Here is a 12,884-nt window from a genome sequence, read left to right on the forward strand (position 1 = left end):
CCTTTCAACTCAGCCAGGGAAGCATCGGGTCGACCCACCCCGATGCCAGCAGGCCGGTGAGCAGGAGGACCGCGGAGGCGGCGACGGTCTCGGGCCAGCGGCGGGGCAGCATCCCGGTACGGGAGCGCAGGGAGGCCCGTACGCGGGCAGGCAGCGACCGGCGCTCCGCCCGCCCGGACACCGTCCGCGGCCGGAGCTCGGCCATCAGGTCCCGGATCAGCGGGCCGTTGATCTGGCACTGCACCAGGAGGTAGAGGAGCAGGCCCCAGTTAGGCTCCCAGCCGTTGCGGGCCACGGCCAGGGCGAGGCCCGCCGCGGCCGCGCCGTTGGAGACGACGAGCCAGACGAGCGAGACGGCCACCACCCGGCGGGACATCCCGCCCGCTGCCCCCGCGCGCCGCGCGCCGGTGGGCACCCAGGCGGCGCTGCGCCCCGCAGGGTGTGCAGGAACGCGGTCGCGGCGGCCACGCTCGTCAGCACGTTCGCCCGGATCACCTCGACCCGCCAGCGGGTCCGGCTCGATCCGCGGCAGCAGCACGTGCCAGAGCCACAGTGGGGCGAGCAGCGGCAGCACGTGCCAGGGCCCGGATGTGGTCCGGGTACCGAGAACATCATCACCAGCGGGGGCAGCGGCGCGGCGAAGGTGTTCACGGCCGTGGTCAGGTACCGGACGACGCCCTCGTAGAAGCACAGCCGCATCCGCCAGGCGCACGCATCCGTCCCAGCACGGGGGGCGCCGAGGAGGTGCAGGTTGCCCATCGCCCACCGGTACTGCTGGTTGACGAAGGAGGTGAGCCGGTCGGGCGAGGTGCCCTTGGCGACCAGTACCGGGACGTACTGGGTGCGGAAGCCCTGCTCGTGGAGGGCGAGGCCGGTGTACAGGTCCTCGCTGTGGTCGAGCCGGGCGAAGCCGCCGGCCAGGTCGATCGCGCTGCGCCGGTAGACGGCGTTGCTGCCGCAGCAGATGGCGGCGTCGCTCGCGTCCCGGGACGGCTGGATCCACCGGAAGAACCACTCCTGGGCGGAGCCGGCGGCCCGCTGGATCCAGTCCATGGTCGCGTCGGTGTCGAAGCACTGCGGGCTCTGCACGATGCCGACGGCGGGGTCGGCCAGGTACGGCACGAGGTGGTGCAGGAAGTCCGGCCGGGGCGCGAAGTCCGCGTCGAGGATCGCGATGAACTCCGCGCTGCTGAGGGTGAGCGCGTGGTTGAGGTTCCCGGCCTTCTTCAGGTGTCCCCGGTCGGGGCGTACGACGTACGCGTAGCCGTACGAGGCGCCCAGCGCGGCGACTTCGGGCCGGTCGGCGTCGTCCAGGATCCAGACGGTCAGCGCACCGGGCCAGTCGACGGCCGCGACCGCGCGGTAGGCGTTGGCCAGGACGGGGAGCGGTTCGCCGCAGGTCGGCAGGTATAAGTCGACGCCCGGCGGTGCGGCCGGCTGCCAGGCGTGGACGAGTATCTCGTGCGACCGCCGGGTGAGCCGGCGCGGGCGCAGGCTGTTGACGGAGGAGAGCGCGAGGGCCACGACGTTGAGCCCGAGGACGGCGAGGAAGGCCCACAGGGCCGGTGTCCGCAGGGCGAAGGTGAACATGGTCGCCGCCGTGAACACGAAGGCGAGCGAGCTGGTGACCAGGACCCAGCGGCGCTGGGGTCCGAAGTACCAGTAGAGCTCTTCGTCGGAAGGTGGTTGCGGAAGATGATGAAAGGTCATAAAGCCCCCCACGGCTGTGCATGTACCTGTTTCAGGTGACCCAGCCTAGTGTTAAAGGTATAGACCACTGTCACGCGGGGATGAACAGTCCTGAAACTCAAGGAGCTTGGCCGACATGCGCCGTCGTCCCCGGTGCGCGGACCGGAGACGACGGCGCATCACGGGTGACGGATCGCGCGACCGCCGAGGCCGTTTCCTTCGGATCGCCTCGCTGACCAGATGAAGATGGCGGCGATGTGGAGTCCGGTCCGGTAGCAGCGGCTCGATACGGGCCCACTGGGCGTCAGTCAACGACACGCGTCAACCCACGATCGGATGATCCGGAAGAGACGGCCCAAGCTCCGGTGCGGGCGACCTCGGTCACCGGCTTCCGGTAGTTGGGGCGGTACTGCGCCCAGTCCTGTTCCCCGTGGTCGTCGAGTCCCTCCCGGCCTCCGTGTGGGCCGGGCGGAAAGCTCGAAGTCCTCAGAGCCACGCCGTTCACCGGTTGAGCGGTCCGGCGCGGGTCTAGCGTGCACGGTGACCACTCGCCCATGATGGCGAGCCTTCTCAGGGGGTTCCTTTGCATCGACTGATCAACGCGGCCGCTCGTGTGACCACGGTCGCGGGCATTCTGGCCACCACCGTTCTGACGGGGACGAACGCGCAGGCGGCCAGCGGGGGCGGCTGCGCCGGGTACTCCTCCGGGGTGATCCGGGAGAGGTTCATCGAGATGAGGGTGTGCATCAGCGCCCCGAGCCACGGCGTCGGGCGCCCCGACGGATTCCTCACCCTGCGCTCCGGCCACCCGGCGTGCAAGGTCTTCATCCGCGCTGTCCGCACCGGCGGGTCGAGGGTGGTCTCGAACAAGGTCCACACGTGCCCCTCCGGTGCCTTCCGGACGAAGCGGTTCGCGGCGCCCGACTTCAACGACAGCCACCACGAGGAAGGCGAGGGGTACGCCACGTACATGCAGGTGCAGTGGAGTGACGGGTCGTGGGCGCCTCCGTACCCCTACCGCAGCCCCTGGCTGAAGCTTCCCTAGTCCGGCATCTGGGGATTGCGGCTCCGCGAGGCGGAGCCACAATCCCCTGGCCCGGGCAGGACCAAGCAGCCTGCCGCAAGTAGGCAGGTCGGGGAGACCTGGGTGCGAGGTGGGGAGATTCAAGGCTCTGACCGTGCTTCTGTGACGACTACGCCAGAGGACATGGATTGTCTCCCCCCATGAGAGGGAGACGCCTTCCACGCTCGGGGGATCCGCGGGCCCACCGCGTGCGGTTGTCTGAGGGCATGAAGAACACGACAGGACGCCTGCTCACTCTGTTCCTGATGACCGTGCTGACGGCCACCGGGCTGTCCGTACCGGCTCTGGCGCAGCCGCCGGACGGCGACATCCGGGCCCGGATCGAGGCCATCCCCGGAATGCGCGTGCTCGGCGAACGGCCTGCCACCCCAGGCCAGGTCGTCCTCGACCTCACCTACCGGCAGCCCACCGACCATCGGCACGCCGACCAAGGTTCCTTCGACCAGAGGCTGACTCTGGTACACAAGTCGACCCAGCGCCCCATGGTGCTCTACTCCAGCGGCTACGACCTCGGATCGTCGCCGAACCGGATGACCGAGCCGGCCCAGTTGCTGGACGCCAACCAGATCACCACGGAGCAACGCTTCTTCGGGACGTCCCGGCCTGAAGACCCGGACTGGTCCAAGCTCACCATCTGGCAGGCAGCAAGTGACCATCATCGCCTCATCACCGCACTCAAGACGATGTATCACGGCGCGTGGATCTCCACCGGCGGCAGCAAAGGCGGGATGACGGCCGTCTATCACCGCCGCTTCTATCCGGATGACGTGGCCGGTACGGTCGCCTACTCCGCCCCCAACAACACGGACGACCGGGACGACACCGCGTACGACGCCCGCCTCGAACAGGTCGGCACCACCGAGTGCCGCGCCGCAATCAAGTCCGCTCAGCGTGATGCGCTGATACGGCGCGAGGCGATGACGGAACGCTACGCCCGGTGGGCCGAAGGCGAGAAGAAGACCTTCGGGACCATCGGCAGCGTGGACCGTGCCTTCGAACTCGCCGTGGTGCGCCTGCCGATGATGTTCTGGATGCATCAGTCCACGGACGGTTGCGCATCCATACCCACCTCCACAGCGACCGATGATGCCCTCTACCTATGGGTCGCCAAGGTGACCCAGCTCCCCGTCTACACCGACCAGACCGTCGAATCCTTCACGCCGTACTTCTACCAACTGGGCACCCAGCTCGGTTACCCGCAGTTCGCCACCCCCTACCTGGACGGACTGCTGCGCTACCCGGGCATCCAGGAGATCCGTACTTATGTGCCACGGGACATCCCCCTGCGTTTCCAGCCCGCTGCAATGGCGGACATCGACCGCTGGGTACGCCGCCACGGCAGCTCACTCATGTTCGTCAACGGCGAGAACGACATCGCAGTCGCAGAACACTTCCGCCCAGGCAACGGCACCTACGACTCCTACCTCTTCAACGTGCCCGACGCCAACCACCACATCTCCATCACCGGCCTGCGTCCGAACGACGCCGAACAAGCCACCGCGGCACTGCGCCGGTGGGCCGGCCAGACGGAGACAGCGGCCCGTTGAAGTTGTGCGCCACCAGTTCCGATCGTGGCCGCGGCGAACTCCGTCCGGGCGGGGCCCATCCCCTGTCCGCGCGCGTCAACCGGGGCCCGCCGGCGCCCTCTTGTCCGGCGTGGGAGCCTGCGCGGTGGGATGGCTGCTTCTGGCTGCCCTGGCCGTGTGTTCAGGCGCCCAGGTGTGCCCCGTCACCGGTGCCGAGGAGGGGGACGGCGAGACGGCGTGCGACGGCGTTGGGCAGCGACCACAGCTCGGTACGCTGCTTCCGGTCCCGCGCACCCTGGCGGTCGGCGCGGCGGATCCCGGGCACGGCGAGGGCCAGAGCGGTCAGGGACGAGGCCAACCCGGCGCCGAGGAGTACTCCGGCGAGTACGGCCCCGCCCGCCAGGGCGAACGGAAGCGCGAACCCGAGGCAGAGCGTGCCGAGGCCGCCGAGGACGGCCAGCATCCACCACAGCGGGGTGAGCGGGTGCTCGTCGCTCAGGTGGTCGACCAGCTGCCGGTCGGTGGGCCGCCGCCGGCGGTGTTCGCCGGCGGCGGCGAACAGCTCGGCACGTCCGCGCAGCACCCAGACGGCGCGCACTCCCACCCATGCGACGGGGAGCACGAACAGCGTCACCAGCACCAGGCCCGCCTGGACGCCCCGTGGCACCGGCACCCAGCCGGAGGCGTCGGCCACCACGGATGCCACGGCGGCTCCCGCGAGTACGGCACCCGCCGTGCTCGCGGCCACAAACCATCGCCGGGCCCGGCGCACCCGAGCGCTGAGGAGGGAACTCGACCGCGTCCAATGTTTTCTCCGTCCGATGACCGCAGGTACTCTACGCAGCCTGCCGATGCGGCCGCGGTCGTACTCCAGGACCGCCCGGTCGTCCCCATGACCAGCTGGCTCTCCGAGGCGCTGCGGGCCACGGGGACCGGGCGATGACGCGGCGTAACGGAGCGCCCTGCGCCGCGTGGCCGAGATTGCCATCGCCGAAGGTCGAAGCGGACAGGGCCTGGGCGGGCTCTTCCCGCCCGACCTCGCCGGCTATCACGACGGGGCAGAGGTCTCCCTTCCGGTCGCTCTGGAGCTGGTCCGGGCCATGCTCCGCGACCAAGGTGCCTGGTGTCGCCTGGAGGCGGGGGACGTGTTCACCGTGCACGTCGGGTGGGACCAGTACGTGTACGTGGGCAGCGACCGGCTCTGCGCGGACGCCGTGGCCCGTACACGGGAACTCGGCCTCTTCCCGGAACCGATGACGACCTCCCCCTACGCGGCGGAGCTGGAGGAACCGGACGTGACGGAAGCCGCCGACGAGGGCTTCTGGGCGCGCGTGCGCACGGCGCTGGCCTCATGGCAGACAGTGCTCCTGGAGGAGGGCTTCGTCCGTAACACTGCACGCTTCCACCGCCCCACGCCGGAGAACCTCGACGTGGTGCGTACCGGTCTCAGCCCGCGCGCCCTGCTGGCCGTCTGGCCCGGCCTGAACCCCGATGTCGACGCGGTCCTCGCCGCGCTGCCAGAGGAGGGATCCGCGGAGTTCGTCTGGGAGGCACAGGACGGGACGATCAGACACGCGATCGTCGACGACACCGAGTACCAAGAGCTCGCCGCCCTGGTGGCAGGCGCCCGGGCGGCCTGCGCCCCTGCCCTGTACCTCGACGAACGCCACCCGCTTCTACGCGCCGCCCTGCCCGGCAGCGACGGCGTGCTGCGCGCCCAGTGGTGACGCGGCTCGCGCCGGGTGGCGCCGGCTCGTGCCGTGCAGCAGGGGCGGACGCAGCCCGAGGACGTCTTCCACACTCGCGACGGTGCCGCCAACCAGGTCTACAGCAACTACAGCGGGCCCGACCTCGTGCGCTGCAGCAACATTCCGAAGGCCGTCCTCGTCCCGATGCTCGGTGGCCCGCCCCCGTCGCTCTGGCCCCCTGAGGCTGAGGTTCCGCTCGGCATGTTCGGTGATCTGGTCGGGCGAGGGCGAGGGCGTGGGCCGCCGCGGCCGCTGCGAGGCTCGGCAGCTTTGACCGGCGCGCGAACGCCCCGTGACCTCGACGGACCGATGTCACAGGGCGTCCTCGGACCGGCTGTCCGGACGGGTTGCGGCTACCGGCTGAGAGACCTGAGCGCCGTCGCGTCGTACGGCTTCAGCTCGTCGAAGCGGTTGCCGAGGACTTTCGCCGCCCACTGCGGGTCCTGGAGCAGCGCCCGGCCGACGGCGACCATGTCGAACTCGTCGCGTTCCATGCGGTCCAAGAGGTTGTCGATGTCGCCGAGCGCCGCACCCTCGCCGACGAAGGCGCGGATGAAGTCGCCGTCGAGGCCGACCGAGCCGACGGTGATGGCCGGCCGGCCGGTGAGCTTCTTGGTCCAGCCCGCCAGGTTCAGGTCCGAACCCTCGAACTCCGGGAGCCAGTAGCGCCGGGTGGAGGCGTGGAACGCGTCGACGCCCGCCGCCGCCAGCGGGGCCAGGATCGCCTCCAGCTCCTCCGGGGTCTGCGCGAGCCGTGCGTCGTAGGCCTCCTGCTTCCACTGCGAGTAGCGGAAGATCACCGGGAAGTCGGCCGGGACGCGCTCGCGGACCGCGGCCACGATCTCCGCGACGAACTTCGTACGGGCCACCGCGCTGCCGCCGTAGGTGTCGGTGCGGCGGTTGGTCCGCTCCCACAGGAACTGGTCGAGCAGGTAGCCGTGAGCGCCGTGCAGTTCGACGCCGTCGAAGCCGATCCGCTCGGCCTCCGCGGCGGCGTCGGCGAACGCACCGATGACGTCGTCGAGGTCGGTGCGGGTCATCGCCTTGCCGGTCCCCTCGGTGCCGTCGACGCGGATGCCGGAGGGGCCGACGGCGGGGGCGTCGGCGTACGGCGCCTCGCCCTGCTTGCGCACCATGCCTATGTGCCACAGCTGCGGCACGATCGTGCCGCCCGCCTCGTGCACGGCCGCGGCGACCTTCGCCCACCCCGCCAGCTGGTCCTCGCCGTGGAACCGCGGCACCCGGTCGCTCTGCCCGGCGGAGTCGTGGCCGACGTAGGTGCCCTCGGTGACGATCAGGCCCACACCCGCGGCGGCACGGCTGGCGTAGTACGCCTGCACGTCCTCGCCGGGCACGCCGCCGGGGGAGAACATCCGCGTCATCGGCGCCATCGCGATGCGGTTGGGGACGGTCAGGCCGTTCAGCTTGACGGGCCGGGACAAGATCTCGGCCGCGCGGGAGGCGGTGGACGTGGTGACGGTCATGCGGGTCCTCCGGGTTGAGGCTGTGGCTCGTCGGGGTGGCAACGAGGAGTGCATACTACGCATGTTATGTATCATGCATATTGCCGTCGGTCCGTCGGTCAGCGCCGCCCGACGGACCGAGTCGTGAAGGGGCCGTGGAGGGGGCCGCCGGTCCCCGGGTTCACAGGTCCGCGATAATGGAGCGCCGGAAGGAGCGGGAGGCGTAGTGCTGGAGAAACTGGAGCGGGAGCTGATGCTGCTCTCGCGGCACCAGGTGCTGGCCCGGCGCGAGCGCGACCCCGAACGCCTGGAGCGGTCGGCGTATCTGCTGCTCAGCCGGATCGAAACACAAGGGCCCATGTCCATCGGACAGTTGGCGGAGGCCTTCGGGCTCGACACCTCGACCGTGAACCGCCAGACGGCCGCACTGCTGCGCTGCGGACTGGCCGAGCGCGTCGCGGACCCGGACGGTGGCATGGCCCGCAAGCTGTGCATCACCGTTGAAGGCGGGCGCCGGCTCGCCGAAGACCGTGAGGTCAACCGGTCCTGCCTGGCCCGGGTGGTCGCCGACTGGTCCCCTGAGGAAGTACGGGAGCTGGAGGACGCCCTGGTCCGGCTCAACCGCAGCGCCGAGGCCCTCGAAGGACGGTACTGGCCGCGCACGGAGGAAGACGACACCCGCGCCGCCTGCCACCCTCCGGTTCCGCACGAAACCCCGACTCCTGCTCCGCGGGCACCCGCGACTCCCGCCCCGTAGGACCGCCGGCGGCCCCCCGTGGGAACGCCGGTGCATCGGACGGCGCCCAGACCCGGCGAGCGGCCGGGGCCCGGTCGGCAGGGGCGGGTCGGGGTGGGATGGACGGTGGCGCATCCGGTGGCTGGGCCTTCGGGACATGGCGCGAGCCGACTTCCGCCTCGACCGCCACGGGGCCCTCCACCTCCTGGAGGTCAACGGCCTGCCCGGCCTTCCCCGCGACGGCGCCACCCACCAAGCGACCGTCCTGGCGGGCCTCGACCCGCACGACGGCATGGCCGCCGCCATCATCACCTCCGCCCTCAACCGCTCCACACCACTCGCCTGGCCGCATGCTCCAGTGCGTGCTGTGCGTACCGGCCAGCTTGTCGAGCACGGCCCCCGCCGCACCCGCAGCTGCACCGGACAGCGGTCCCAGAGGCCCCGGCAGTTCCGTTCGCGTATCCGTCAAAGTGACCGTTCAGCGAACGCCTTCGTCTTGCCCAGACGGCTACCTCGGAACGCTGACCTGCGGGTTCCGGGATGAGACATAGGTACTCAGGCCCAGGGTCCCCGCCTGGTGCGGGGACCCCAGCGCTGCCTTCGTTACTCGGCGCCATCTTCATCTAGGTCAGCACGATGAGCCGCAGGAAAACGGCCTAGCGGCGCGCGTCCACCACCGCGAGGAGCTTGCCGCTCGTCGGGCTGCGGTCCAGCGACGCGCGGTCGACCGCCTCGACCACCAGGTCCAGCAGCCCCTCCTCCGTCACCGCCGAGCGCAGCTCCGGATGGCTGGGCGAGGAACACCTCCCCAGCCGCTCCGGATCCGTCGCCGCGGCCCGCTCCACCCGTACGCGGTCAGCCGCTCACGCGCGTCCGTCCCGTCGAGCCGGACCTGCAACTCGCCGCGATGACCGCCCCGTTCCCCGGCCAGCTCCAGGAAGCGGCGGTGGTTGAGGAAGTACGTCGCCACCCGCATCACGTCGCCGGTGCGCCCCCGCAGCTCGAACCGGGGCGCGTGCCGGCCGCAGGGACAGCGGCCCGGGATCTCCCGGCCGAGGTCGCCTATCACGTACCGGCCCAGCTGCTGGCCGCGCCGGGCGTGGGTGGTGAACACCAGCCGGCCCGTCTCGCCCGGGGCCACCGGCCGGTCCTCGGCCGGGTCCAGGATCTCCATCGTGTGGAGGTCGGCGTGCAAGTGGTGGACACCGCCGGAGCTCTCGGTGCACTGGTAGCCCAGCGGACCCAGATCGGTGCTGCCGTAGGTGATCGAGCGGACGACCTCGATGCCGAAGTCGTCCCTCAGGGTGCGCTGCTGATCCTCGGTGAAGTGCTCGCCGCCGTAGAAGACCTTGCGCAGGCCCCCGTACGCCCGCAGCGCGTCCGCCTCCGCGTGCAGCAGCTGCCACAGGTACGAGGGCATGCCGAAGAGGGTGTCGGCCCCGAGGTCGATGACCGCCTGCGCCGTGGCGCGGTGGTCCGGCCCCGCGGACAGCGGCAGCTGCACCCCGCCGAGCCGTTCCAGCACGGAGAAGAAGCTGATGAAACTGCCGTACATGCCGCCGCAGTAGAAGAGGTTGGCGGTGCGGTCCCCGACCGGGTCGTAACCGGCGGCGAGCAGGCCGCGCGCGGCGGCGTGCATCTGCGTGTCGTAGTCGTCGTAGCTGAAGACCGACAGCGCGGGCGCGCCGGTGCTGCCGCCGCTGCGGAAGTACAGCTCGGCATCGGCCCGCGCCAGCTGCCGGCCCGGCTCCTGCACGTCCTCCTTGCCCAGCAGCGGGCCCGTCGGCCGCGGCAGGACCACGGGCCGGGCCAGGTCGTCCAGGCAGGCGGTGGTCGCGAAGCGGGCCGGATCGGCCTGGACCGCGACGCGGCGGCTGTAGCGCTGCAGGGCGTAGACGCCGTCGTGCGGCTCACCCGCGTAGCTCTCCAGCATGGCGCCGACCGGAGTGACACGGGTGACGCCCGCGGCCAGGGCGGTGCGGGACAGCTCGGCGATGTCGGTCGGGCTGCCCGCGAGACCCGCCGTCTGCAGGTAGCGGCGCATCGGGCGCAGGGTGGCGATCAGCCGCTTGCGGGGCAGCGGCTTGACCCACACGCTGCGGTGCAGCGGCGAGGCGGTCAGCGGCGACCGGGTGTCGGCCATGACCCGCCACGAGCCGTCCGGCGCGGTGAACACCCGGGTCAGGCCCAGGTGTTCCTCCAGCCGGGCCATCAGTTCGGTCGTCGTGAGCTCCGCGTCCTGCGCCGGATCCGGCGCGCCCGCCGCAGCGGCGGCCACGGCCGGCGGCCGGGTCGCGAGGACCGCGGCGAACCGCTCCGCGAAGGCGAACACCTCGTCCTCGTCCTCGGTGTCGAGGTAGACCACCTGGGGACTGGAACACGCCTGCTGCTCGTACAGACACACGTCGCCCGCCAGGGCGTCGAGCGTGCCGGCGTCCGACCAGGCGTCGACCGTCAGGTACGCGAAGGAGATCCGGTGCCCCCACTCCACCAGCCGACAGCCGGCCGGCACATGGGCCGCCACTCCTTCGACGGCGCCCTCGCCCCCCAGACGGCGACCGCGTCCGCGGGCGCGCACATCAGCCGCAGCCACTCCTGCCGGGAGGACGGGAAGCGCAGGACGACGATCCGCGCGGCCAGGGCGCCGCTGGGGTCCAGGGCCGCGAGCTCGGCCATCAGGTGCTGGGTCAGCAGCGTGTCGGCGCTGCTGGTCTTGAGGACGTTGACGTTTCCGGCGAGCAGGCCCTCGATGATGCTCAGCGGCGCGACCGTCGCGGCGTTGCCCGGCGCGATGTGGGCGACCAGGCCGACGGGCGCCCACGCTTCGTAGACCGTCTCGCGCGGATCGGCCCGGTTCAGCCGCCCGGGCGTCGCGCTGCCGAGTTCCCGGCGCAGCTTGCGGGTCAGCTCCCGACGGCCGAGGAGGCCGCCGAGCTCGGCCAGGACGGCCGAGGTCCTCGCCCTCGGGCAGGTGCGCGGCGAGCCTGGCGTGCACCGGGTGGGCCGGGTCGTGCAGGGCGGTGGCGAGGGCGTCGCAGGCGGCCAGGACGGTCTCGGTCTCCAGCACCGCGGCCAGCGCGTCCTCGACGGCGGCCGGCAGGTCGGCGAGGCGGCGCCCGGCCTCCTCGTCGCCGATGAACTCGCCCTGCCAGTAGTGGTGGTGCACGGTCATGGTCACGCCATTCCCTTCATCAGTTCCGCTGCGGCCACCGCGCAGCTGCGGTTGCGGCTCACCCCGGCACGGCCGTGGACGGTGAACCAGGGGGTCTGCAGCTCGCACCCGCAGGCGTCGCCCGGCTGGAGGGAGGCGAGGTCGCCCATGACCACGCTCTGCGCCGGCACCGAGGTGATGTACGGCGACACGAGGTGCAGGTAGCCCCGCTCCCCGTACGGCAGGGGTTCGAGCGTGCGCGTCGAGCGGATCGTCACCCGCGACCAGACGGGAGCGTGCAGCCGGTGGTGGTCGCACTCGATGTACGGGATGCGGTGCTCGACCGACCCGAAGGTGCCCGGATCCGCTCACCCCGAAGGGATGCCGAGCTGCTCGGTGACGCGCGCGTACAGCTCCTCGCTTGCCGATGCGTGGTCGGCGTGCCTTCCAGCCGCCGCCGAGGACATGAGGGCCACCTCCGGGCGAGCGCAGCGGCAGGCCCATGGCCCGCATCCGCTCCAGGGTGAAGAAGAGGAAGGCGGGGAAGCCCAGGATGCGGACCGGCGCGTCCTCCTGCTCGAAGCGGCGCAGCGCTGGCGATCAGCCGGAGGAGACGAACTCGTGCTCGCACCGGTGTTGCGCAGCGCGTACGCGACGCTGCGCCGGGGCGAGGAGATCGCGCGGTAGTTGTCGGTGGAGAACGGTGCCGAGGTTCAGGAAGGGGCGGCTCGCTTGGCGCCCAGAAGTGGTTGACCTCCTGGTCGGGGGTGATCCAGCCGTTGCGCTCGAAGATCCGGGCGACCATGCGCTGGGCGGACCGGATGGTCCAGTGGTCGAAGAACATCTGCGACTTCTGGCCGGTGGTGCCGGAGGAGGTCAGGTGCAGCTCGACGTCCTCGCGGGGGATGGAGAGGACCTCGTGCCGCTTGAAGAAGTTCGCGTGGACGAGCGGCGTGCGGTACGGCTCGGCCGGGGGAGTGGCCTCGTACAGGGAGCGGAAGAACGGGGAGCGCTCGGTGTGCCAGGCGTTGGTCTCCGCCATGGCCGCGGCGAACAGTTCGTCCTGCTCGGGCCCGGAGGCGTACGGGTCGGTCAGGTCGCACAGCTGTTGTACGTGCGGCAGCAGGGCCGGGTCGGGTACGGCGACCGGCGCGAGATGGGGGTTGACGGGGCTCATGAGGCAACCTCGGAAGATGTGGGCAGGTGTGCCGACGCCCAGGCCGACACGTAGCAGTCCAGATAGGGCTGGAGGGGCGGTTCGACGGCGACGCCGCGGAAGTCGATCCGCTCGCTGGAGCGGGACAGGACGGCGTAGTCGTGGAAGCCGTCGCCGTCCGCGCGCATCGCCGGGTAGAGGGCCCCGGCCACGAAACCCTGGGCGAGGAAGGCCGAAAGGGCCTCCTGGTGGGCGAGCGGCACCAGGGCCTCGACGTAGCCGGCGCCCGCGCGGGCCAGGGCCCGGGTGACGGGTTCGAGGTGGGTGGCCG

General features: G+C 71.3%; 10 protein-coding genes and 2 pseudogenes. 5 read left to right on the forward strand and 7 right to left on the reverse strand.

The window, feature by feature from the left end; genetic code table 11:
- Positions 1-4 precede the first annotated feature (4 nt).
- A pseudogene (locus tag OG534_RS36690) lies at positions 5-1,710 on the reverse strand (glycosyltransferase family 2 protein).
- A gap of 562 nt (positions 1,711-2,272) precedes the next feature.
- Here OG534_RS36690 and OG534_RS36695 point away from each other — a divergent pair.
- Both OG534_RS36695 and OG534_RS36700 read left to right on the forward strand, forming a co-directional pair.
- Positions 2,273-2,734 (forward strand): hypothetical protein, encoded by a 462-nt coding sequence (locus OG534_RS36695; RefSeq protein ID WP_326586115.1) that lies wholly within the window; start codon positions 2,273-2,275, stop codon positions 2,732-2,734.
- A gap of 245 nt (positions 2,735-2,979) precedes the next feature.
- On the forward strand, positions 2,980-4,320 hold the full coding sequence (locus OG534_RS36700) for a S28 family serine protease (protein ID WP_326586114.1): 1,341 nt from the start codon (positions 2,980-2,982) through the stop codon (positions 4,318-4,320).
- Between the two features lie 160 nt (positions 4,321-4,480).
- Here OG534_RS36700 and OG534_RS36705 read toward each other — a convergent pair whose 3' ends face one another.
- Positions 4,481-5,005: a hypothetical protein gene (locus tag OG534_RS36705; RefSeq protein WP_326586113.1), complete on the reverse strand. Its 525-nt coding sequence runs from the start codon at positions 5,003-5,005 to the stop codon at positions 4,481-4,483.
- Between the two features lie 265 nt (positions 5,006-5,270).
- Here OG534_RS36705 and OG534_RS36710 point away from each other — a divergent pair, with 265 nt between their 5' ends.
- Complete coding sequence (locus OG534_RS36710) at positions 5,271-6,026, forward strand: RNA-binding protein (RefSeq protein ID WP_326586111.1); 756 nt, start codon at positions 5,271-5,273, stop codon at positions 6,024-6,026.
- A 374-nt stretch (positions 6,027-6,400) separates the two neighbouring features.
- Here OG534_RS36710 and OG534_RS36715 read toward each other — a convergent pair whose 3' ends face one another.
- Positions 6,401-7,531 (reverse strand): NADH:flavin oxidoreductase, encoded by a 1,131-nt coding sequence (locus tag OG534_RS36715; RefSeq protein ID WP_326586110.1) that lies wholly within the window; start codon positions 7,529-7,531, stop codon positions 6,401-6,403.
- Positions 7,532-7,763: 232 nt separating this feature from the next.
- On the opposite strand from OG534_RS36715, the gene OG534_RS36720 reads away from it, so the two are divergent.
- Positions 7,764-8,267 (forward strand): MarR family winged helix-turn-helix transcriptional regulator, encoded by a 504-nt coding sequence (locus tag OG534_RS36720; RefSeq protein ID WP_326594017.1) that lies wholly within the window; start codon positions 7,764-7,766, stop codon positions 8,265-8,267.
- Between the two features lie 742 nt (positions 8,268-9,009).
- On the opposite strand, the gene OG534_RS36725 is transcribed toward OG534_RS36720, so the two are convergent.
- The 3 genes and pseudogenes from OG534_RS36725 to OG534_RS36735 all read right to left on the reverse strand — a co-directional run bounded on the left by OG534_RS36725 (position 9,010) and on the right by OG534_RS36735 (position 11,729).
- Complete coding sequence (locus OG534_RS36725; RefSeq protein ID WP_442807268.1) at positions 9,010-10,179, reverse strand: phenylacetate--CoA ligase family protein; 1,170 nt, start codon at positions 10,177-10,179, stop codon at positions 9,010-9,012.
- Positions 10,177-11,189: pseudogene (locus tag OG534_RS38845) on the reverse strand (acyl-CoA reductase); the annotation flags it as partial. The pseudogene OG534_RS38845 and the gene OG534_RS36725, both read right to left, overlap by 3 nt.
- A gap of 231 nt (positions 11,190-11,420) precedes the next feature.
- Positions 11,421-11,729 (reverse strand): LuxE/PaaK family acyltransferase, encoded by a 309-nt coding sequence (locus tag OG534_RS36735; RefSeq protein ID WP_326594020.1) that lies wholly within the window; start codon positions 11,727-11,729, stop codon positions 11,421-11,423.
- Between OG534_RS36735 and OG534_RS36740 the strand changes: the two genes are divergently transcribed.
- Positions 11,653-12,084 (forward strand): hypothetical protein, encoded by a 432-nt coding sequence (locus OG534_RS36740; RefSeq protein WP_326593318.1) that lies wholly within the window; start codon positions 11,653-11,655, stop codon positions 12,082-12,084. The two genes, OG534_RS36735 and OG534_RS36740, sit on opposite strands and share 77 nt — an antisense overlap.
- A gap of 486 nt (positions 12,085-12,570) precedes the next feature.
- On the opposite strand, the gene OG534_RS36745 is transcribed toward OG534_RS36740, so the two are convergent.
- On the reverse strand, positions 12,571-12,816 hold the full coding sequence (locus tag OG534_RS36745; protein WP_326593319.1) for a hypothetical protein: 246 nt from the start codon (positions 12,814-12,816) through the stop codon (positions 12,571-12,573).
- Positions 12,817-12,884 lie beyond the last annotated feature (68 nt).

The sequence above is a fragment of the Streptomyces sp. NBC_01294 genome (assembly GCF_035917235.1).
GTDB lineage: Bacteria > Actinomycetota > Actinomycetes > Streptomycetales > Streptomycetaceae > Streptomyces > Streptomyces caledonius.

Bases quoted from the DNA above. Each gene is read 5' to 3' on its own strand.
- OG534_RS36700 (WP_326586114.1), top strand. From the start codon at position 2,980: ATGAAGAACACGACAGGACGCCTGCTCACTCTGTTCCTGATGACCGTG.
- OG534_RS36715 (WP_326586110.1), bottom strand. From the start codon at position 7,531: ATGACCGTCACCACGTCCACCGCCTCCCGCGCGGCCGAGATCTTGTCC.
- OG534_RS36720 (WP_326594017.1), top strand. From the start codon at position 7,764: ATGCTGCTCTCGCGGCACCAGGTGCTGGCCCGGCGCGAGCGCGACCCC.
- OG534_RS36725 (WP_442807268.1), bottom strand. From the start codon at position 10,179: ATGCTGGAGAGCTACGCGGGTGAGCCGCACGACGGCGTCTACGCCCTG.